Annotated in this window: 15 protein-coding genes and 2 pseudogenes; 9 read left to right on the forward strand and 8 right to left on the reverse strand. The window is 64.4% G+C overall.

The annotated features are described in order from the left end of the window. Position 1: 1 nt before the first annotated feature. Positions 2-1,144, forward strand: a complete 1,143-nt coding sequence (locus NOG11_RS11985) for a LacI family DNA-binding transcriptional regulator (protein ID WP_256620005.1) — start codon at positions 2-4, stop codon at positions 1,142-1,144. A gap of 7 nt (positions 1,145-1,151) precedes the next feature. Here the strand turns inward: NOG11_RS11985 and NOG11_RS11990 are convergent, their stop codons facing one another. Further along, positions 1,152-2,966 (reverse strand): glycoside hydrolase family 9 protein, encoded by a 1,815-nt coding sequence (locus NOG11_RS11990; RefSeq protein ID WP_256620006.1) that lies wholly within the window; start codon positions 2,964-2,966, stop codon positions 1,152-1,154. 239 nt (positions 2,967-3,205) lie between these two features. Here NOG11_RS11990 and NOG11_RS11995 point away from each other — a divergent pair, with 239 nt between their 5' ends. Together NOG11_RS11995 and NOG11_RS12000 are read left to right on the forward strand one after the other, a co-directional pair. Next, a complete protein-coding gene (locus tag NOG11_RS11995) occupies positions 3,206-5,560 on the forward strand; it encodes a glycoside hydrolase family 3 N-terminal domain-containing protein (protein ID WP_370468282.1) in 2,355 nt (784 codons plus the stop codon). A 5-nt stretch (positions 5,561-5,565) separates the two neighbouring features. After that, on the forward strand, positions 5,566-8,097 hold the full coding sequence (locus tag NOG11_RS12000) for a glycoside hydrolase family 3 protein (protein ID WP_256620008.1): 2,532 nt from the start codon (positions 5,566-5,568) through the stop codon (positions 8,095-8,097). A gap of 68 nt (positions 8,098-8,165) precedes the next feature. On the opposite strand, the gene NOG11_RS12005 is transcribed toward NOG11_RS12000, so the two are convergent. Continuing rightward, positions 8,166-9,584, reverse strand: coding sequence for a sugar porter family MFS transporter (locus tag NOG11_RS12005; RefSeq protein ID WP_256620009.1), 1,419 nt, complete (start codon positions 9,582-9,584; stop codon positions 8,166-8,168). Between the two features lie 432 nt (positions 9,585-10,016). After that, positions 10,017-11,042: an endo-1,4-beta-xylanase gene (locus NOG11_RS12010; protein ID WP_256620010.1), complete on the reverse strand. Its 1,026-nt coding sequence runs from the start codon at positions 11,040-11,042 to the stop codon at positions 10,017-10,019. A gap of 292 nt (positions 11,043-11,334) precedes the next feature. Here NOG11_RS12010 and NOG11_RS12015 point away from each other — a divergent pair, with 292 nt between their 5' ends. Together NOG11_RS12015 and NOG11_RS12020 are read left to right on the forward strand one after the other, a co-directional pair. After that, positions 11,335-12,198 carry a beta-galactosidase gene (locus tag NOG11_RS12015; protein ID WP_256620011.1) on the forward strand — a complete coding sequence of 288 codons (864 nt, stop codon included), beginning with the start codon at positions 11,335-11,337 and terminating at the stop codon, positions 12,196-12,198. A 147-nt stretch (positions 12,199-12,345) separates the two neighbouring features. Then, a complete protein-coding gene (locus NOG11_RS12020) occupies positions 12,346-12,873 on the forward strand; it encodes a DUF5597 domain-containing protein (protein ID WP_256620012.1) in 528 nt (175 codons plus the stop codon). 204 nt (positions 12,874-13,077) lie between these two features. On the opposite strand, the gene NOG11_RS12025 is transcribed toward NOG11_RS12020, so the two are convergent. From NOG11_RS12025 to NOG11_RS12035, 3 genes and pseudogenes are all read right to left on the reverse strand, one after another. Next, positions 13,078-13,326, reverse strand: a complete 249-nt coding sequence (locus NOG11_RS12025) for an HRDC domain-containing protein (protein ID WP_256620019.1) — start codon at positions 13,324-13,326, stop codon at positions 13,078-13,080. A gap of 90 nt (positions 13,327-13,416) precedes the next feature. Beyond that, a pseudogene (locus NOG11_RS12030) lies at positions 13,417-14,685 on the reverse strand (RecQ family ATP-dependent DNA helicase); the annotation flags it as partial. Between the two features lie 179 nt (positions 14,686-14,864). Further along, a protein-coding gene (locus NOG11_RS12035; RefSeq protein ID WP_370468280.1) for an IS3 family transposase occupies positions 14,865-15,994 on the reverse strand; the annotation gives its coding sequence in 2 pieces (ribosomal slippage) (positions 14,865-15,742 and positions 15,742-15,994; 1,131 coding nt in all). A 114-nt stretch (positions 15,995-16,108) separates the two neighbouring features. On the opposite strand from NOG11_RS12035, the gene NOG11_RS12040 reads away from it, so the two are divergent. Then, positions 16,109-16,699 carry a hypothetical protein gene (locus NOG11_RS12040; protein WP_256620014.1) on the forward strand — a complete coding sequence of 197 codons (591 nt, stop codon included), beginning with the start codon at positions 16,109-16,111 and terminating at the stop codon, positions 16,697-16,699. 125 nt (positions 16,700-16,824) lie between these two features. Here NOG11_RS12040 and NOG11_RS12045 read toward each other — a convergent pair whose 3' ends face one another. After that, entirely contained in the window at positions 16,825-17,880 is a 1,056-nt protein-coding gene (locus tag NOG11_RS12045; RefSeq protein WP_256620015.1) for a helix-turn-helix transcriptional regulator, read from the reverse strand. 354 nt (positions 17,881-18,234) lie between these two features. Here NOG11_RS12045 and NOG11_RS15210 point away from each other — a divergent pair. The 3 genes and pseudogenes from NOG11_RS15210 to NOG11_RS12055 all read left to right on the forward strand — a co-directional run. Next, positions 18,235-18,336 (forward strand): annotated as a pseudogene (locus NOG11_RS15210) (hypothetical protein); the annotation flags it as partial. A 55-nt stretch (positions 18,337-18,391) separates the two neighbouring features. After that, positions 18,392-19,144: a serine hydrolase domain-containing protein gene (locus tag NOG11_RS12050; protein WP_256620016.1), complete on the forward strand. Its 753-nt coding sequence runs from the start codon at positions 18,392-18,394 to the stop codon at positions 19,142-19,144. A 234-nt stretch (positions 19,145-19,378) separates the two neighbouring features. Continuing rightward, on the forward strand, positions 19,379-20,173 hold the full coding sequence (locus NOG11_RS12055) for a S41 family peptidase (RefSeq protein ID WP_256620017.1): 795 nt from the start codon (positions 19,379-19,381) through the stop codon (positions 20,171-20,173). 776 nt (positions 20,174-20,949) lie between these two features. On the opposite strand, the gene NOG11_RS12060 is transcribed toward NOG11_RS12055, so the two are convergent. Beyond that, positions 20,950-21,278, reverse strand: a 329-nt coding sequence (locus NOG11_RS12060) for a hypothetical protein (protein ID WP_256620018.1), incomplete at its 5' end; no start/stop codon positions are given.

Raw genomic sequence — 21,278 nt, forward strand, 5'->3', positions numbered from 1 at the left:
CTTGTCCGAAGCGTTGTCTTCCGCTCCAACGCCCCGCAAGAGAAACGACCGCTATGAAGAGGCGGCTGTGCAGGCTGGAAGGACGGGCGGCAAGGCATTGGCGGCGAAGGGCTCCAAACTTAGAACGAAGCGAGCGCAGGCAACGCTGAAGGAGGTCGCCGAGCTCGCCGGCGTCTCCCAGATGACGGTCAGCCGCGCGCTGAACGCCCCCGAGATGGTGCGCAAGCCCACCCGCGAGCGCATCCAGCGGGCGGTGGAGGAGCTCAACTACCGCCCCAACCTCATGGCCAGGAGCCTGGCCGCAGGGCGGTCACTGTTCATCGGGGTGGGCTACAACAACCCCTCCAGCGCCTATCTGAGCGAGCTGCTCCTCGGGGCGCTGCGCACCTGCCGGAGCGCCGGCCACCATTTGGTGGTCGAGGAGCTGCCTGAGAGCGCGGTCGGCGACCCCGAAGCGCTCGCCGGCAAGCTGCGCGACAGCGGCCTCGACGGTCTGATCCTGGCCCCGCCGCTCAGCGAGAACGCGGAGGTGGCCGCCGCCGTCTCGGGGATCGGCATTCCGGTGGTGCTACTCTCCCCCGGGGAGGGAACCAGCACGGCGATGCGGATCGGCATCGACGACGAGCGGGCGGCCCTTCTGATGACCCGGCACCTCATCGGGCTCGGCCACCGCCGCATCGCCTTCATCGCGGGGCCGGAAGGGGACTTCCAGTCCGCCGAGCGCCGCCGGGGGTTCGAGAGGGCGCTGGACGAGGCGAACCTTCCGACCGACCAGGCGCTGATCGCCGGAGGGGCCTATACCTACCGCTCCGGCATGGACGCGGCCGCCTCCATCCTCAGCGCTGCAGCACCGCCCACGGCGATCTTCGCGGCCAATGACGACATGGCGGCGGGGGCCGTGGCCGAGGCGCACCGGCGGGGTCTGCGCGTGCCCGAGCAGCTCTCCGTGGCAGGGTTCGACGACACCTCCCTCGCCAGCACCATCTGGCCGAGCCTCACCACCGTGCACCAGCCCATCGCCGAGATGGCCAGCCGCGCCGTGCTGCTCTTGGGCGATGCCGGCAGCCAGTCCGATGCTGCCTACCAGCTCGACGTCGAGATCATCGAGCGCGAGTCCGTCGCCCCTCCCCCGCAGGAGGTCTGAGCCGCCCTCAGCCCGCCTCGGTGGCGGCGAGATAGGCGGCGATCCAGTAGAGCGGCGCGTTCCAGTTGATGGCCACCTCGTTGAGGGAGTAGGCGCGGTGGTCGTCCGCGTAGCAGAGCATGGGCGCGCAACCCTCTTCCTTGAGCTGGCTCGCCACCTCCTCCGCACCGGGACTTTCATTGGCGCCTCCCGAGAGCGCACCGGGCGGCGGCAGGGGCAGGCCCTCGACGCTCGAACCCATCCAGAAGCGGTGGTGCGGGCTCTTCATCGCGTTCTCCCCAAAGCCCGCCACATAAGAGAAGCCGAGCGGGTTGCGCCCGAGAAGGTAGTCGGCGATGGCGACCACCCCGTCGCGGTACTTGTCGTCCCCGGTCGCCTCCGCCGCCATGGCCAGGATAATGCCCCGGTTGGCCATATCGCCGTTGGAGCCCCAGACATAGCTGCGGTCGAAGGGAACGCCGTAGCCCTGCCCCTCGGCCTCCTCGAGCATCTGGCCGGCGACGGCAAGGAGCGCCGCCTCGGCCCGTGCCCGCTCACGGGCGGGGAGGCTGTCCGTGGTCAGGAGGGTCAGCGTGCCGAGCGCCTCGACCGTGGGCCAGGCGATGTCCCGCTGACCTGGTTTGGGCAGCGCCAGGAAATGGTCCGAGCGCTGCATGTCGCGGCGGTAGCGCCTCTTTCCAGTGGCGGCAAAGAGTTCGGCGGCTGCCCAGTAGAACTCGTCCTCGAGGTTCCGGTCGCCGTAACCGCCGCTGCCGCCGTCGGTGACATCGGTGGCGAAAGCGTCCGGCACACGGCGCGCGGCGGCATAGGCGCGCTCCGAAGCCTCGAGGCAAAGTGCGGCGTAGTCCTCGTCATAGGGTGCGAAGACCCGTGCGCACTGCGCCGCCGCGGCGGCTAGGTTCAGGGTTGCGGCTGTAGAAGGGTATGCAAGCGCCCGGTCGTCCGGCGCCTCTGCTGGAATAGTGGGAAGCCCCGTCCAGAACTGATCGCCGACCTTGTGGTGGGCCATGCCTGAGGCATCTACCTCGGACAGCTCCAACTCCGGTCCGTTCTGCATGCCAAGGGGCAGGCGGAGCGTCGTGCCTTCGGGGACCTGCATGGCCAGGAGGAAGTCCATCTCCCAGCGCGCCTCGTCCAAAACATCCGGGACGCCGTTGCCTGCCTCGGGGATGGCAGCCGATCCGTCACGCCCGGCGATGCCGCGCTCCGCTGCGTTCATCAGCGCCCAGACGGAGATGCCGCCGTTGACGACGTACTTGCCGTGGTCGCCCGCATCGTACCAGCCCTTCGAGACGTCGAGCTTGTAGGGGCAGCCGCCCCACTCATTGCCTCTATGGTCGGTTGCCGGGCAGGCGGCGATGTCGGGCGTATGCCCTGCCTCACGCGCGAAGGCCTCGCCGACATGCTCAGCCTCAATGGGTGTGCTGGCGCGCTGGTGGTAGAAGAAGGCCAAAGCGCCATCCGCCAGCTCGTCATAGATGCCCGGCCGGACATCGAAGGGCTCGCTCGCCGCGCCGCCCGCCTTGAGGGACAGACCGCTGCCCGCCGGTGCCTCGAAGGCGATCCGGTGGACGTGCTGGCCCGATGCCCGGTCCATGCCGAAGGGCTCGGTCATGCCCTGCCCCAGCACCTCCCCATCGCTCGCGACGATGTCGAACGGGACCGGCTCCTTGGCGTCGGACACCAGGGTCGCCCGCATGGCGCCGCCCGGTTCGAAGCCCGTCTGGTTGAGATGCAGCTCCTGGGCAGCGGCATCACCGATCACGAAGAACGACCCCGCCAGAAGTGGAAGCCCACTTCTCCATACCCTTGCTCCAACCATGCTGCACCTCCCGCGAGTTTTTATGTTAGCGCTCACTTTCGCTACCTGCCGAAGGGATGGCAAGAACCGGGCTCAGTGCAGCTTACCCTTTGCCCCGCCGCCGCTTGATGATAGCCCTAACATTCAAGCAATGAGAACGGGTCACTCCTACCCCCAGGAGACGATCCGGCCACCGGGAGGAACGGGTAGTGACGACGAGAAAACGGGCAGTATCGACCACTTGGCTGAGCTCGCTGGCCATGGCGGGGGCGCTGCTCCTCGCAGTGCCGCAGGCGGACGCCATGCAGGACCGGACGGAGCAGGCCGAGCCCAGCCAGGAAGCTCTCTACAAGGACGCCTCCGCGCCCATCGAGGAGCGGGTCGAGGACCTTCTCGGCCGCATGACGCTGGAGGAGAAGCTGGCGCAGATCACCACCATCTGGAGCGAGAAGGGAAACCTCTTTGCCCAGGATGGCAGCTTCGATCCGGCCAAGGCGAGGGAGCTACATCCCGGCGGCATCGGCCATTTCGCAAGACCCAACGACCGGCAGGGCTCGTCGAGCCCGCTTGATGAGCCTTTCAGGGACGAGCGGGAGACCGTCGAGCTCGTCAACACCATCCAGCGCTACGCCGTGGAGGAGACCCGCCTCGGCATACCCGTCCTGTTCCATGAGGAGGGCCTGCACGGCTACGCCGCGCGCGGCGCCACCTCCTTCCCCCAGGCCATCGCCCTTGCCTCCACCTGGGACCCGGAGCTGATCGAGGAGGTCTACGGCGTGGTCGCCCGCGAGATCCGCGCGCGCGGCGCCCATCTCGTCCTCTCCCCCGTCATCGACGTGGCGCGGGACCCGCGCTGGGGCCGGATCGAGGAGACCTACGGCGAGGACCCCTACCTCGTCTCGGAGATCGGCGTGGCCGCCATTCGCGGCTTTCAGGGGACGGGGCTTCCCCTCGCCGACGGCAAGGTGCTCGCCACCCTCAAGCACATGACCGGCCACGGCCAGCCCGAAAGCGGCACCAATGTCGGCCCGGCCAACATCTCCGAGCGCCTGCTGCGCGAGGTCTTCTTCCCCCCCTTCGAGGAGGCGGTAGAGCGCACCAACGTCATGTCGATCATGGCCTCCTACAACGAAATCGACGGCGTCCCCTCCCACGCCAATGACTGGCTGCTGCAGGACGTGCTGCGCGGCGAGTGGGAGTATCAGGGCGGCGTCGTCTCGGACTATTGGGGCGTGCGCGACCTCGTCACCCTCCACAATGTCGAGCCTGACCTGAAAGGCGCCGCCGTCCGTGCGCTGAAATCCGGGGTGGACTACGACCTCCCCGACGGCGACAGCTTCAAGGAGCTGCCCGCCGCCCTGGAGGAGGGCGCGATCACCGAGGAGGAGATCGACACCGCCGTGCGCCGAATGCTGCGCATGAAGTTCGAGGCGGGCCTCTTCGAGAACCCCTATGCCGATGCGGACTACGCGGAGGAGATCACCGACAATGAAGAGGCGCGCGCACTGGCCGAGGAGGCGGCGCGGCGCTCCGTGGTGCTTCTCAAGAACGAGGGCGTGCTGCCCCTCGACAAGGCGGCCTACCAGAAGATCGCCGTAATCGGACCGAACGCGGCAGTCACGCGCCTCGGCGGCTACTCGGACGTGCCCACACGGACGATCAGCCTTCTCGATGGTCTTCGCAACGAGTTCGGCGAGGGGGCCGAGATCGTCCACCATGAAGGCGTCAAGCTGTTCGAATCGGGTGACGATTGGTGGACCAACGAACCCGTCCCTGCGGACAGGGACGCGAACCTCGCCATGATCGAGGAGGCGGCCGAGGCAGCCAGGGACGCCGACCTCGTCATCCTCGCCATCGGCGGCTCCGAGGCCACGAGCCGCGAGGCCTATGCCGCGAACCATCTCGGCGACCGCACCGATATCGAGCTCTTCGGCGAGCAGCAGGAGCTGGCCGACGCGATCTTCGACCTCGGCAAGCCGGTCGTCACGGTGCTGATCAACGGGAGGCCCCTGGGCGTCGACGAGGTGGCGGAGCGCACGGACGCTTTGGTCGAGGCCTGGTATCTCGGCCAGGAGACCGGCACGGCGCTCGCGGACATCCTCGTCGGCAAGGCCAACCCCGGCGGCAAGCTGCCGGTCACCATCGCCAGCGATGTCGGCCAGCTCCCCCTGGTCTACAACCGCAAGCCCAGCGCGCTTCGGGGCTACGCCTTCGGCTCGACCGAGCCTCTCTACCCCTTCGGCTACGGGCTGAGCTATACGAGCTTCGAGATCGGCGAGCCCAAGCTGCGCCGCAGCTCCATCAAGGCGGACGGCAAAGCGACGGTCTCCGTCCAGGTGCGCAACACAGGCGATCGCGAGGGTGCCGAAGTGGTCCAGCTCTATATCCGCGACAAGGTCAGCTCGGTGACCCGCCCGGTCAAGGAGCTGCGCGGCTTCCAGCGGGTGAGCCTGAAGCCCGGCCAGCGGCGCACCGTGCGCTTCGAGATCGGCCCGGAGGATCTTCGCTTCTGGAACGCCGACATGGAGCGTATCGTCGAGCCGGGCGAGTTCGAGATCATGGTCGGCTCGAGCTCCGAGGACCTGAAGACGGCAACCCTCACGGTGACGGAGTAGCGGCGATGACGATGACCCTCAAAGGACTGCTTCTCACGACGAGCCTCGCTGCCTGCCTGTCGGCATGCGGAGAAGAGCCTTCGACCCCGACCCCCTCCGAACCTGAACCGCAAGGGCAGGCGGCATCGGCGGAAACCGCTGAGGCACCGATGGTGAACCCCGAGAACTGGCCGAAGATCACGAGCCCCGTCGACCGAGACCCGGCCATCGAGGAGGAGGCGGCGCGCCTTCTCGCCTCCATGAGCCTGGAGGAGAAGGTCGGCCAGATCATTCAGCCCGACATCGCCTCGATCACGCCGGAGGAGGCGGGCGCCTACCATATCGGCTCGGTGCTGAACGGCGGCAACTCCGCCCCCAAAGGAGAGCTTCGCGGCGACCCTGGCGACTGGGTGGCGCTGGCGGACGCCTTCTGGCGCGCCTCCACCGGCGAGGACGGCAGCGGCATCCCGCTTCTTTGGGGAACCGACGCCGTACACGGACACTCCAACATCGTCGGCGCCACGATCTTCCCGCACAATATCGGGCTTGGGGCCGCGAACGACCCAGAGCTGATGCGCAGGATCGGCGAGATCACCGCGAAGGAGATCGCCGTCACCGGCCTCGACTGGACCTTCGCCCCCACCCTTGCCGTGCCCCAGGACGACCGATGGGGCCGGACCTATGAGGGGTATTCGGAGGACCCGGCCATCGTCGCCTCCTTCGCCAGGCCGCTGGTCGAGGGTCTTCAGGGCAGGGCGAACACGGACGAGTTCCTCGCCCCCGGCCGCGTCCTCTCCACCGCCAAGCACTTCGTCGGCGACGGCGGCACGAGGGGCGGCACCGATCAGGGCGAGACCGTCGCCACCGAGGAGGAGCTGCGCGACATCCACGTGGCGGGCTACGTGCCGGCGCTGGAGGCAGGCGTGCAGACGGCCATGGCGTCCTTCTCGAGCTGGAACGGCCGCAAGATGCACGGCTACAAGGAGCTTCTCACCGACGTGCTGGTAGGCCAGATGGGTCTGGACGGCTTCGTCGTCGGCGACTGGAACGGACACGGACAGGTGGCGGGCTGCGAGGCGACGGACTGCCCCCAGGCGCTTCTCGCCGGGGTCGACATGTACATGGCGCCGGATAGCTGGAAGGGCCTCTATGAAAGCACGCTCCGCCATGTGGAGGAGGGCACCATCCCCATGGAGCGCCTCGACGAAGCGGTGCTGCGCATCCTTCGGGTGAAGCTACGCATGGGCCTGATGGAGCGGGGCCTGCCCTCCGAGCGGCCCTTTGCCGGAGAGCTCGATCTCTTAGGCTCGGACGAGCACCGCGCCGTCGCCCGCGAGGCGGTGGCCAAATCCCTGGTCCTCCTGAAGAACGAGGGCGGCGTCCTGCCCATCCGGCCAAGGCAGCGCGTCCTCATCACCGGGGACGGCGCGAACGATATGGGCAAGCAGACCGGCGGCTGGACCCTCTCCTGGCAGGGGGACGGCAACAGCCGAGAGGACTTCCCGAACGCCGACACCATCTTCGAAGGGCTGGAGGGGGCCATCGGCGCTTCGGGCGGCGAGGCGTATCTGGACGAGATGCCGGAGGGCGAGGAGCCGGACCTTGCCGTCGTGGTCTTCGGCGAGGACCCCTATGCGGAGTTCCGGGGCGACCGGCCCAATCTCGATTTCACGCCAGAGGAGCCCCAGGCCCGGATGCGGGCGCTGAAGGAGGCGGGCATCCCGGTGGTCGCCGTCTTCCTCTCGGGACGCCCGCTCTGGACCAACCCGGAGATCAACGCCTCCGACGCCTTCGTGGCCGCCTGGTTGCCGGGGAGCGAGGGCGGCGGCGTCGCCGACGTCCTGGTGGCGGGCGAGGACGGTGAGCCGCGGGCCGACTTCACCGGCAGGCTCTCCTTCTCCTGGCCGAAGCGCCCTGACCAGTTCCGCCTCAACCCCCAGGACGAGGACTACGACCCGCTCTTCGCCCTTGGCTACGGGCTGTCCTACGGCGAGGAGGGAACCGTCGGCACACTGCCGGAGGACTACGAGACCTCCGAAAGCGACTCCAACACGCTGATCGCCGACGGCGCGCCGGGGGCCGGAGGCGAGCTCGTCCTTCTGTCCGGCGGCGGCGAGCGCCGGATCACTGATGCGGTCGCCGAGACCCCCAACGGCGCCCTCCGCCTGTCCCGAACGGACCGCTACGCCCAGGAGGACTCGCTACGGCTCGTCTGGGACGGCTCGGCCACGGCCCGGCTAGTCCTGCGTGCGGAAGAGCGAGACCTTCGCCGCGAGGCCAACGCGGATATCGGCCTGTCGGTCACCTACCGCTACGATGAGGCGTCGGAGGCCGAAGCCAGCGTCGGTGTCGGCGGGGCGTCCTTCCCCCTGCCGATGGGAGAAGCGGGCGGTTTCGAGACCTTTCAGGCGAGGCTCACCTGCTTCGCGGATGAGGGCGGCGACCTCTCCGCGCTTACCGATCTCATGGCGATCGAGAGCCAGGGGCCGCTCAGCCTGACGGTCTACGAGGTGGGCCTCGCCCCTTCCGAGGGCGGCGCCCCCTGCCCCGGCCAGTAGCTTCCCTACTGCCCAGCAAAAAGGGGAGCCGTTCGGCTCCCCTTTTTCGTTCACCTAGTGGGCTTCGCTCAGCCCACCATCTCTTCGAGCTCCAGGCCCTTGGTCTCGCGCACGGACCTGGCGATGAAGACCGCCGAGACCACCGCGAAGAAGCAGTAGATACCGTAGGAACCGGCCAGCCCAATGCTTTCCAGCATCCGAGGAAAGGTCCAAGTGACTAGGAAATTGGCTACCCACTGGGCCAGGCCCGCCATGGCGAGAGCGCTGCCGCGGAACTGGTTGGGGAACATCTCGCCCAGCATGACCCACATGACCGGCCCCCAGCTCAGGTTGAAGATGAAGGCGTAGGCGAGCCCCGCCCCCAGCGCCGTCAGGCCCATGCCGTCGGAGAGCTGAAGCCCGCTCTCGCCCACCGTGCCCGTGGAGAAGGCGAAGGCCATGATGCCGAGGCTCACCGCCATGCCGATGGAGCCGAAGAGGAGGAACGGCTTGCGCCCGATCCGGTCGATGAAGAGGAGGCAGAGGATCACCGCCAGGATGCCCGAGCCCCCGGTCAGCACGTTCTGCAGGAGAGCGTCGGACTCGGTGAAGCCCGCCGACTGCCAGAGGACCGCGCCGTAGTAGAAGATGACGTTGATGCCGACGAGCTGCTGGAAGACGGCGAGGCCGATGCCCACCCAGACGATGGGGCGCAGCTTGCCGCCCGCAAAGATGTCCGAGAAGCGCGGCTTGTGCTGGGCGGCGAGGCTCTTCTCGATCTCGACCACCTTCTCCTTCGCGCCGCGCCGGAAAAGCCGGTCCAGGACCGAGCGGGCGTCGTCGCTGCGTCCCTTAGCCACTAGGAAGCGGGGGCTTTCGGGGATCAGGAACAAAGCACCGAGGAAGATGCCCGCCGGGATCAGCTCGACCCAGAACATCCAGCGCCAGGTCTCGTAGCCCAGCGCGAACTCCGCCGTGGAGCCCCCCGCCCTGCCCGCCAGCACGTAGTTCGACAGGAAGGCGAAGAAGAGACCTGCGACGATAGCGATCTGCTGGGTGGTGGCGAGCGCGCCGCGGTAGCGGGCCGGCGCGATCTCGGAGATATAGGCGGGCGACATGACCGAGGCGGCGCCCACGGCGAAGCCGCCGATCAGCCGGTAGATGATGAACTCGAAACTCGACCCGGCGATCCCCGATCCAAAGGCCGAGACGACGAAGAACACCGCCGCCGCGATCAGCATGGAGCGGCGGCCGAACGCATCGGCCAGGGTCCCGGCCATCAGCGCGCCGAGGGCGGCGCCTAGCAGCATCGACGCCACCGAGAACCCCGTGCCCACGGAGCTCGAGTTGAAGGCCTGCTGCAGCCCGTCCACCGTGCCGTTGATGACGCCCGAATCGAAGCCGAAGAGAAAGCCTCCCAGCGTCGCGACGAAGGCGATGGCGATGATCGCGCCCGTCTTGGGTTCGCCCAGCGCCGTCTCGCCGGGCGCAGTTACGTGTTGGTCCATGGTCTCCTGCCCTATCTGACCGCTCGGCTTGGCGGCGGCGTTGATCTTACTCTTTTTGACGACAATGTTAGCGTTAGCATAACGGTCGGCACAAGACCGTGGCAGGATTGCCTCCCCTTGTCAGGAGGCAAGAGCATAGAACTTCGCTAAAGGGCTGGCGTTTGTATCTGTTGCAAACCTAGGTGGCCCCCTCCGCCCTACGGGCACCTCCCCCACCAATGGGGGAGGGAAGCAGAACCGCTGTTGCTCTCTATGTCGCTCTCCCACGCGTGGGGGAGCTGCCGGTAGGCTGAGGGGGAGCAAGCCACCAGCACCCAAAATTCCGTCTGTTTGCAAACAATACGAACTGCGAAGGGAGGCGAAGCTAGGAGCCGACGAAGGAGCCCTCGCCCCCGGACCACCGCGCCGAAAAGACGAGCGCCGTTCCGCCCCCTAGCTGCGCGCCGTCGCGCCCTCGAAGGTCTCGAGGATCGCCTCGGCCATCAGGGTCGGTCTGTAATCGTCCGCAAACGGCAGCCCTCGCTTCTGAAGGCCGTCCGCCCGCTGCTGAAACGTCTGCAGCCAGGAGTAGCGGTGGACCAGGCCCCAGCACAGAACGTCCCGGAGCTGATCGAACTCGAAACAGGCCTCCAGATAGGCCTTGGTCGTGTCGGCGATCTCTTGGTCGCGGGTCTCGATGTCGGCGGAGAGTTGCTGGTCCTCGATGTCGAGTTCGGTGATGGTGAGCTCGAGCCCCATATCCGTGACCTCCTTCAGGAACGCGCGCCAGGTAGCTTCCTCCCCGCCGCTTCGGGGTCCCCAGACATGGCTCTGCAGGCCCAGCGCGTCGATGGGCACGCCCTTCGCCAGCATGTTCTCGAGGAGGCGCAGGACACCGGTGCGGTGGTTCTCGCTCCAAGAGTTCCAGGACATGAAGTCGTTATAGACGAGCTGCGCCGTGGGAAGCTCGGCCCTGGCGGTTCTGAAGGCGAGCTCGACGACGTTCTCCATACCTCCCAAGCGGCGTGAGAAGGGCGTCTCGCGATAGGCTCCGCTGGTGTTGTCCACGGCCTCGTTGACGACGTCCCAAGAGTAGAAGTCACTTGGCGAGCGGCGCGCCACCGTCTCGATATGATCCGTCAGCAGACGCTCCGCCTCGGCCGCCTCGTTGGTGCCCCAGTTATAGGAGGCGAACCAGTCCGGGTAGCGCTCCTCCACCTCCCACAGAAGAACGTGGAAGCGGTAGTCTATCATGTTCTGCTGTGCCCAGAGGACGAGGGTATCGCCGTTCTGCCAGCGGTATTCGGGGGGCGGATTTCTTCGGATGTCACCCCATTTGTGCTCGTTCTCGGAGACTGCGACGTTGCAGTGCTCCTGCATCAGACCGAGATAGGCGTTGTCGAGATAGGTGTCGCCCGTGAAGAAGGCAGTCCCGAAGCGCATGTTCTTCGCCGAGGCAGCAGCCTTGATCGGCGACACGCTCACCGGCGGCGGCGGCGGGGGAGGAGGAGGGGGCGGCGGCTGCGGGGGCGGTGTCTCACGGGATGGAGGGGTCGGCGACGAACCCCCGCCTCCACCGCCGCAAGCAACCAAGGGCAGTGTGGCCATCCCGGCCATGACTGATCGACGGCTGAACCGCTCCATGCGTCACCTCCTGCTCAGTGCGCAGCCGCTCTTGCCCGGCGGCCTCGATAGAGCTTACGCTAGCGGATGTTAGCGCTAACGCAAGGGCCTTGACGGCTCTCGGGGAACAACGAATCGGAACGGAGCTATGCTTCTCATCATGCTGATCGCTGCTATCGCGGTGCAAACCTCGGCCGCTCCGCCTCCGGAGCTGGAGACCAAAGGGGAGGCCGTTCAGCTTCATATGGACGGGGAGCCGTTTCTGATCAGGGGCGGTGAGCTAGGCAACTCGACGGCCTCCGATCTCGATGCCCTCTCTGGCCACTGGGAGACGTTCCAGGCGCTCGGCCTCAACACCCTGCTCGCACCGGTCTCGTGGGAGTTGATCGAACCGGTGGAGAGCGAGTTCGACTTCTCCTCCGTAGAGGGACTGGTCGCCCAGACCCGGCAGGCGGAGATGCGGCTCGTCCTTCTCTGGTTCGGCTCCTACAAGAACTCGATGTCGAGCTACGTGCCCGCCTGGGTGAAACGGGATACCCAGCGGTTCCCGCGGGTCCGGGCCGCCGACGGCACGGCGCAGGAGATGCTCTCCCCCTACGCACCGGCCAACTGGGAGGCAGATGCCAAGGCGTTCCGTATGCTCATGGACCACCTTCGCCGCATCGACGGCCAAGAGAAGACCGTCATCATGGTTCAGGTAGAGAACGAGGTAGGCTTGCTGCCTAACGCCAGAGACCACTCGCCCGATGCCGAAGCCGTTTTCGCCGAAGCGCCGCCTTCCGGGTTGCTTGGCATCGAGGGGAGAAACTGGCGGGACGCGGTGGGGACAACGCCCCAGGGCGAGGAGAAGTTCAGCGCCTGGGGTCTGGCGCGCTATGTGAACCATGTGGCCGAGGCGGGGCTCGAGGCTTACGACCTCCCGCTCTTCGTCAACGCCGCGCTCAACCGGCCAGGCGCCCTGCCGGGGCAGTACCCCTCCGACGGGCCACTCGATCATCTGTTCGAGCTTTGAAGGGCCGCCGCACCGGCCATCGACTTTCTGTCCCCGGACATCTATGTCGAGAACTTCGTCGAGCTCGTTCGCGCCTATGACAGGGAAGGCAACGCCGTCTTCATTCCCGAGGCCAACAGGGCAGGCAGGGAGACCGCAGGCGCGGACATGCTCTGGGCGGTGGGCGCCCTGGATGCGATCGGCTTTGCGCCCTTCTCCATCGAGGACATGGCTGCCGACCACTCCCTCGGCGAGGCCTACCGGCTCGTCGCCTCCCTTGAGCCCCTTATCTTGGAACATCAGGGCACGGATACCCTGCACGGCTTGAAGCCTTCGGTCTCCTATAGCAGCGAGGTCGATACCGATCCGCAGACGATCGAGCTAGGCGGGCACACGCTGACGGTCTCGTTCGTCGATCCCTGGGCCTCCGCCGATGCGCAGGACCCTGCCCATCACGGGCTGCTCCTCATCCAGACCGGCGACGAGGAGTTTCTCGCCGTTGGCAGGGGGGCCACGATCACGTTCTCTTCCGAAGAGGGAGGGTCGGGCATCGAGAGGGCGGATCTCGGACACATCGTAGAGGGCGAGTTCGAGGCGGTGCGGCGGCTGAACGGCGACCAGACCCACCAGGGGCGGCACGTCCGCCTGCCGCCAAACGGCTTCTCCCTCCAGCGCGTCCGGCTCTATAAGTACTGAGGAGCACTGAAGAGCCGCTTCGTGCGACCCTCACCGCTTACGGCCTTGTGGTCCGATGCAGAAACCGAGTGGAGCGGGTAGCGTGCTTCGTACCCTAGAGCATACACAGTAAAAACAGTGAGTTGGCGAACATCTCTCCAATTCGGTATAGCGGTTAGTATGGCATTGTGTATAGTAAATAGGGAGGAGGTGAGGTGCTCGAAGCTACCGGCCGATTTGCGCCTTACCTTCGCGCTCTGCGACCAATCGTAGGATCTCCTCCCCGTACTGCTCAATACGCTTCGCACCCACTCCGCTGATTATCCTAAGGTCGTTGATGGTAGAAGGTTTTCCATGCGCGATCTGTTCAAGAGCTGCGTTCTGTAGCACCACGTAGGCGGGAACGCCCGCTTCTTTAGCCGTAGTGCGTCGCCACGCACGCAACCGATCGAGCAAGGTGCCACCAACCTCCAACTCCTCAGCATGCCCCGAACTTTCCGCATGTTGCGGCGATGCGTTTATTGTCGCGTCCGCTTCCTTCGGTACTCGTGGCTGCGGTGATCGGCTACGCAGCTGGACCTGCCTTGCCCCTTTGAAAACGTGGCGAACCTGCTCGGGATCGCCCATCGCCAACGATGGCCGGAGTTGGTTCCCGGTTTGGACGAGAAGCTGCCTCAGAAGCAGTTCGTTCACGACCCGCGAGAGTTCAGAGGCAGTGCGTTGCTCAGCGATGGCGAAGGTCGATAGGCCTTCGAACTTCCTGTCGTAGCCATCCTGAACAATGCCGCGAAGGTGCCGGATGAGCCGCCCCGACCCCATGCTGCCTTTCGTCCGGTGAACCGCGGAAAGGATCTTGTTCGCTGTCTCCGTGACATCGGTCAGATCAGCCGGTGGGTTCGTGCAGTTGTCGCACATCCCGCAGGGTTCGGCCCCCTCTTCCCCAAAGTACTGCTGCACTGCCTGTCTGCGGCACTGGATACCGTCCAAGAAGGCTGCGAGGTCGCGAATCTTTCCACGCAGCACGTGCTTGAACGCCGGCTCAGCGTCGCTATCGTCTAGGAAGCGCCGGTGCATGGCCATATCGCCAGCGCTGTAGAAAGCATGGCATTCGGCAGGCCTTCCGTCGCGTCCTGCCCTGCCAACCTCTTGCCAGTAGGCTTCGATCGTCTTCGGCGGATCGGCATGGAGCACGAAGCGGACGTTCGGCTTGTCGATGCCCATGCCAAAAGCAATCGTGGCCACGATGACGATGCCTTCCTCCTGCACGAACAGCTTCTGGCGTTTGGCCTTCTCCTTCGGGTCCAGTCCCGCATGGTAAGCGAGCGCCGGTACCCCAGCGGCCTGAAGCTTCGCTTCGAGGTCTTCCGTTCTGGACCGGGCCAGGGAGTAGACGATCCCGGACTGTCCCCTGCGGGAGCTGACGTAGTCGATGATACGCTGGTCCATGCCCTTCCCCTTCGGCTCGGCGGAGAGGGTCAGGTTTGGCCAGTCGAAGGACGCCACAAAGACCGAAGGCTTTCTTAGCTTCAGCAGTTGGACGATATCGGCTTGGGTCCGCCTGTCAGCGATAGCGGTGAGCGCCATCCAAGGTGCTTCCTTCAGCACCTCCCTTGCTGTGGCGAGGTTGAGGTAGTCGGGACGGAAGTCGTGTCCCCACTGACTGATGCAGTGCGCTTCATCCACAGCGACGAGTGATAGGGGCAGCTCTGCCACCCGTTCGAGAAGGCCAGCAGCCAGTCCTTCAGGAGAGACGTATAGTAGTTTGACTGACCCGGCCTGCGCTCGCTGCAGCACGTCTCGCTTCTCACGCGCAGAGAGGTCTGAGTTCAAAGCAGCTGCACCAACTGGCCTGACCCCGCGAGGTGGTCCAACGGTAGCGTTAGACCTTGCAGGTTTGAAGCGCTTGGGATTGGTGGTCCAGGATCAGGGTGAGTTTCCGACCGCTGATTGTTCTTCTTTGCCGCAAGATGTCCTTGCGCATAANTGAAGCGCTTGGGATTGGTGGTCCAGGATCAGGGTGAGTTTCCGACCGCTGATTGTTCTTCTTTGCCGCAAGATGTCCTTGCGCATAAAGCGTATTCTGCAGGCGGGAGGCCATTGAGAGCCATGTGAGGTCGGCTCTCATTGTAATCCGTCCTCCAAGCCTCGATCGTCCGCTTGGCTTCGGACAGCGTTTCGAACCAATGGACATTAAGACACTCGTCCCGGAGGGACCCGTTGAACGACTCGATGTGGGCGTTATCGGTCGGGGTCGCGGGGCGAGAGAAGTCCATGCGAACCTTGTGGTGGTAGGCCCAGAGGTCGACGATCTGACCGGTGAACTCGGCGCCATTGTCTGCAAACAGAGCTTTGGGTGCACCTCTGAAGCGAACCAGACGGTTGAGAACCTCAGCGACGTTCTCGCCACGCAGGCGATGTCCCACCTCGATAGCTAGACATTCCCGAGTGAAGATATCGATCACGGTGAGAAGACGGATCTTCGGACCGCTGGCCAACTGGTCGTGAACAAAGTCCAAGCTCCAGGCCTCGTTCGGAGCGGTCGGCTGACAGCGAGCCTCCCGGTGGGTTGCCATCTTCCGGCGGCGTGGGCGCTTGGTCTTCAGGACCAGCCCTTCCTCGCGATAGACCCGATAAACGCGGTTGCGGCCGACGTCGAAGCCCTCGCGACGCAGCATGATGTGGACTCGCCGGTAGCCATAGCGAACCCTGGTCGCCACGATCTCGTGCATCTTCTGACGAAGCTCCGTCAGCGGATCAGAGGTGAGCGGCTTCCGCTGGGTGGATCGATGTTGCTGGGTGATGCGGCAGGCGCGACGCTCGCTCAGGCCGTGGTGGGAGCAGATATACGCCACCACCTCCTTCATGACCGTCGGCCGGGGAACTTTTTTGAGAGAACGTCCTGAAGAACAGCCTTGTCGAGGCTCAGTTCAGCGACAAGCTTCTTGAGGCGCGCGTTCTCGTCCTGCACCTGCTTGAGCTCCCGGACCTGGTCGCTCTCGAGCCCCTGATACTTCTTTTTCCAGCGGTAGAATGTCTGCTCCGTGATACCGGTCTGGCGCACCAGATCCGCTACCGGCATCCCCATCTCAGCCTGCTTCAGCACGGCCACGATCTGTTCAACCGAATACCTTTTCCGCTTCATGGCGATCTCCTCTCCATCGTTGGAGCCGCCGGAAAACTAACCTCGAAACTGGACCACTTTCACCGTGTCACCTCACACTGTTTTCGTACGACACAGAGTTCGGAGATAACTAACATGAAACGACTGATAACACTCGTCACCGCTGCCGCGATGGGCATGATCGCCACTGCCCAAGCCGCAGTTTTCGCAACGCTCGATCAAACGGCGGACGGCCTGCAATTCGTCTTCTCAGGCACGCTCGACATCGAAGAGCTGACACCTTTCGCGACAGTCGGCGGACCCGCCACGGGTTTTCTCGTCCCTGCAAACTCGGCGGTCGGGGTCCAGGGCGAAGCCTGCGACACGTGCGTCGGCCTTTACTTGGCGGACGCACCCGAGGGCTTCGCAACGGATGGCGGCTTCGTCCCGTCGAACGTCTTTTCGATCGACGGCTCGCAAGCCTTCGGCTTTCAGATCTTTGAGGGCGTTGGCGGCATTGCTCTTGGCGATGCCTATGTGTCCGGGAGTACGCTATCCGGGGATGCCTTCTTTAGCGGGGTGACCCTGGCCGCCCTGTGTATCTCGGCGGGCACATACAGCTGGACTCTCCTGAACGGCGATTTCGTCTCTCTGACCGTCAGCGAAGTCCCTGTTCCCGCCGCAGCGCTCCTTTTCGGGCCAGTGCTCGCCGGTTTGGCTTGGCGCCGCGGCAAAAAGACGGCTTGAGTTCAGAGACGTTGTCGTTCTGTGCAAGGAAGGTCCGGGCGGGGTTGCCGCGTGGGCCTTCCGTTGAAACACATGGCTACTTTCAGCGCTGGCGCAAAAGGGGACATACCATCCGCGTCTGCTATTCACCGCCGCTGATACTTCCCCTGATCGCTTTCGCCCGGAAGACCGATGGAGTCTCCCCTCCTCGGCCTTGAAGGCTCGGTTGAGGTGGACAGCGTCCGGTAGCCCGACTCCATGGCGATGGTCAGGATCGGTATGCCAGCCTCTTCCGGGTTAGCGAGGCGTCTCTTCGCTTCGCCTAGACGGTAGCCGTTCAAGAAGGCGGCGAAGTTGCGGTGGCCCATCTCCTTATTGATCAGCGCGCGAAGCTGGTGCTCGGGCATTGCAAGGCGGCCGGCGAGGCTTGTGATGGTGAGGGTCTCGTCCCGCCACACCTCGTCGTGCTCCATAGCCTGAAGAAGCCGGTGCTTGCCTAGGGCGACCCTGGGGGCCGTCTCCTTCGGCTCTGTCGGGGCAGGTGAGCCTTTCGCAGGAGGCGGGAAGAGCCGCATCGGATCCGTTCTTGTGATCCACAAAATAATCGTCGAGCTAAGAACCAGCGTACCGGTGTCGAAGGCGATGCCCTCGGCGACGATGGACATGCCGCGCAGCTCGATGATGCTGACCACCGCGGTGTTCCCCAAGGCGAAGACCAGGATATCGATACGCACACGGCGACGGCTGTCCACGAGATCGGTGCGGTACTCCGTTGCCGCGATCCAGAAGAGATGTGCCATCACAGCGAGACCGGCGAGGCCTAAGGCGGCGGTAGCCAGCCCCTGTCCTGGGGAGGGCAAGCCGATAAGCGGACGCGAAACCAGCAGCATGAGGAGGCTGAGCACCACCAGAAGAAACCACTCCCGCGCACCCATGCGAAAGCCGTCCAAAAGCAGGGCTCGGCCGAAGAGAAGGTTCAGGCCCAGGGTTGGCACGTTCATCAGCGCGGCGGCGATATAGAGCGGCTCGGGCAGCCGCAGAGGGCCGGGCAGAAGATTCAGCGAGTAGCCGATCGAGCACAGAAAAACGGCCGCCCCCAGCCTTGCGGCCACTTGCCCCCCGGCATCACGCAGAAAGAGGATCGCGACGAGCACCGCGAGCCCGTTGGAGGAGAAGCAGAGCGCAGCCTGCAGAAGGAGCATGGGTCGGCCTTTCGCTACGGCCGGTTCTGTCTACCGCCTCCGGTTTCGAAGCTACGCAAAAGCCGAAAAAGCTTGCGATTTTCGAAATTGCATAGGTTCTGGGACTTTCTGCGGGGACCGGAGTGCTGCCCATCGCCAAGCTGGATCCATCAACCCCGGCGCCCCGCCGCCACCTTCTGGAGAGATGTCACCATGACGAAACCCCGTATACGGCTCGGCAGCGCGTTCTGCGCGCTGGTTGTCTCTATCGGCGCTTCAACCACCGCGATTGCGGCAGCCGCAGAGCGAACCGCCGACCGTCTTCCCGGGGATGCCGGTTTCGAAGCGCTGATCGAAGCCTTCGACGTACCTGGCATGGCCATTGCCACCCTCACCGGCTGCGAGGTCGACGGCGTCAGAACCGCTGGGCTCGCCAATGTGGATGAAGGTACCGCCGTCATGCCCCTCACCGCGTTCGAGGCGGCATCATTATCTAAGCCCCTGTTTGCCTATCTCGTCCTCCAGCTCGCCGATGAAGGGGGTCCTGGACCTGGACGAGACGCTCGCGCCCTTCCCCTACCCTCGCATCGAGGACAAGGAGGCCTACGCGAAGATCACGCCGCGCATGGTCCTCACCCACCGCACCGGCATGCCGAACTGGTCCGGCGACAGCCAGGACGAGTATCGCGGCGATCCGATCCCCTTCGAGACCGAGCCGGGCGAGGCCTACAGCTATTCCGGCGAGGCCTTCGAGCTTCTACGCGCCTATCTGGTCTCGAAGACCGGCAGGAGCCTTCACGAGCTGTTCCTCCCGCGCTTCGGCTCGGTCATGCCCAACTCGAGCTTCGATGGCCGCCTGCGCGGTCGGGCAGTACCCTCAAGAGCCTACGAGGCGGCTAGCGACCCGGCGAGCGGTCGGGACCTCTACCTCAAGCCCCACCGCACCGGCGCGGCATGGGGTCTTCTGACGACCGCCGGCGACTACGCCGCCTTCCTCGCCGCGGTCTGCCGCGGTGAAGGACTGTCCGAAACCATGAGGGCGGAGATGCTGAGGCCGCAATCGCCGATCCCGCCGGCGACGACGCCCGCCCCCGCCTCCTACGGCCTCGGCTGGGTCATCACGCAGCTCGGCCCTGAAACCATCGTGATGCATTCGGGCAATAATGGCGAGTACCGAAGCCTGGCTGCCTACCTGCCTGCGACCGGCGAGGGCTATGTCATCCTGACCAACGGCCGCAACGGCGAGGACATGATCGGTGCCATCCTCGAAGGGGCGCAGCCATGAGACGGCTCGCGGCGCTGACCCTCCTTCTGCAAGCGGCCGCTTTTCCTGCGGCGGCTGAGACCGGCAAACCCTTCGACCCCGAGGCCGACTTCGAAGCCTTCTGGCAGCTCTTCGACGAGCGCTACGCCCTGTTCGAGGTGAAGGGGGGTGGATTGAGGACTCATCTACAGCGCCTACCGGCGGGACGTCATCCAAGAGACCAGCCGCGCAGACCTCTTCGCCATCTTCGAGGAGATGACCGGCCTCCTCAACGACGTGCACGTTACCGTCCGCGATACGGAGGAAGGCCGCTTCGCCCGGTCTGGGGGGCGCAGCATCGGAACCGGTCCTTTCGATACAGAGGTGTTCTCCCTGCCGCTGATCGAGCAGCGCTACGCGGTAGGCGGGCTCGAGCTTCTGGCCAGCGGCCCCATGAGACTGGGGGAGCTTCCCGGCAATATCGGCTACCTCCACATCGAAAGCTTCCGCTACCCGACCACCACCGAGGCGGCGCTCGGAAGGATCGCGGGCGCCATGAAGGGCCGCTCCGCCGTCATCGTGGATGTCAGGCAGAACGGCGGCGGCGCTGATCAGGTGGCCCGTCTCCTTGCCGGTCTCTTCGCCGACAAGAGCCGCGTCGTGATGACCGCCCAGGAGCGCGGGCTCGGCGAAATTACTCTCGGAGACCCCGTCCCCTGGCGCATCGAGCGCGCGGAAGACGCACTCACCCAGCCTGTCTTTCTGCTGACCAACGACCGCACGATCAGCGCGGCGGAGAACTTCGCCCTCATGATGCGGGCCTTCCCCCCAGGTCACCATCATCGGCCAGACCACAGCCGGAGCCCTGGCGGACACCTACCCCGTGGCCGTGGGCAGCGGCTGGGTGTTCGGTGTGCCGACCAATATCCTTCGAGACGCGCAAGGCCGCTCATGGGAGGGAGTAGGCGTGACACCGAACATTTGGGCCGCGAACAGCGCAGAGGCGATTGCCGCCGGGCGGGACGGAGTCTTGGACCTAGCACTGCGCATCGCGTCGGTCACGGAGGCTGAGAACGCTGCGCGTGCCGGTCCCTAGCTTCGTCACCGGTACAGAGGCGCAGGAGCGGACATGCGAAACGGAGGCACTAGCATCTGCCAGCCCGCCGCCGCGACCGGCTCGGAAATCTCTACCACCAGGCGGGGGCAAATTGGGGAGTGGCCTATATTCCTTGGAGCTCTCAAAATGCTCGCGGGTATCTAAAGGCGCTCAACGAATATTATACTAGTTCGATCATGATCTTACCGAATGCAACCGCAAGACCAATCGTTATACCGACATGCGCAAATATTATTTTTTCAGATTCGACACTCTTCTCTAACATGTGAATTTATGCCCAATTTGTAACATGAAATCCCTTTAAAAGAACGAATAATCCCACGATTATTGTTGTGTAAAGGATTGTCGGAAGCAGTATAGTAGGCACATAAATAAATACTGATGTCTCAATATGCAATGATCCACATTTTGAGCTATCAACTAAATTATAAATCGATGACGGGACAGAAAATAGTCGCTATGCACAATTCTTGTTGGTTATCAGTTATATCAGCAAGATAAAATGTATTGTAACATAGAAATATACAAGCTATGAGATAGATCTTAACCACGGCTATGAGAGAATAGTGATTACCTTCTAAAGCACGCGAAAGTAGAAAGGCCGTGACGAAAAGCGTCACGAGATCAAAACCTATCTTACCGGCACAAGGGTTGCGATGGTCTGAGGACCAACCCATCCCCAAGCAAAGCTCATTATCTGTGCGAACCCGAACGATAGTTCTCCAGTACCTCATTCGAGCGACGCGTTGCACCAGTCGAGGAGGTGGAAACCGAGAGCCCTGCCGCCCGTAACTGCAATAACCGTTAAGAATAGGCTACCCGAAAAGGTGACTAGAAAAAATCGAAGCGATAGCGTCTCGCCCAAGAGGGATGTTTTGAGACGCAGATAAAGCTTCACGCTTGCTCGCGGCACGTCAGCGGTAGTCAACTTGTCGAAGAAATCATACCAAGCGATCGTTGCCTTATTCAAAGCCTCAGCTTGTCTTTTAAGAAAAAGGGATTCGAGTCCAACACCTAGAGCGTTTTGAGCCCTCACTGACTCGTTCGTGGTTTGCGCGA

The sequence above is a fragment of the Parvularcula maris genome, assembly GCF_024505085.1.
Taxonomy (GTDB): Bacteria; Pseudomonadota; Alphaproteobacteria; order Caulobacterales; family Parvularculaceae; genus Parvularcula; species Parvularcula maris.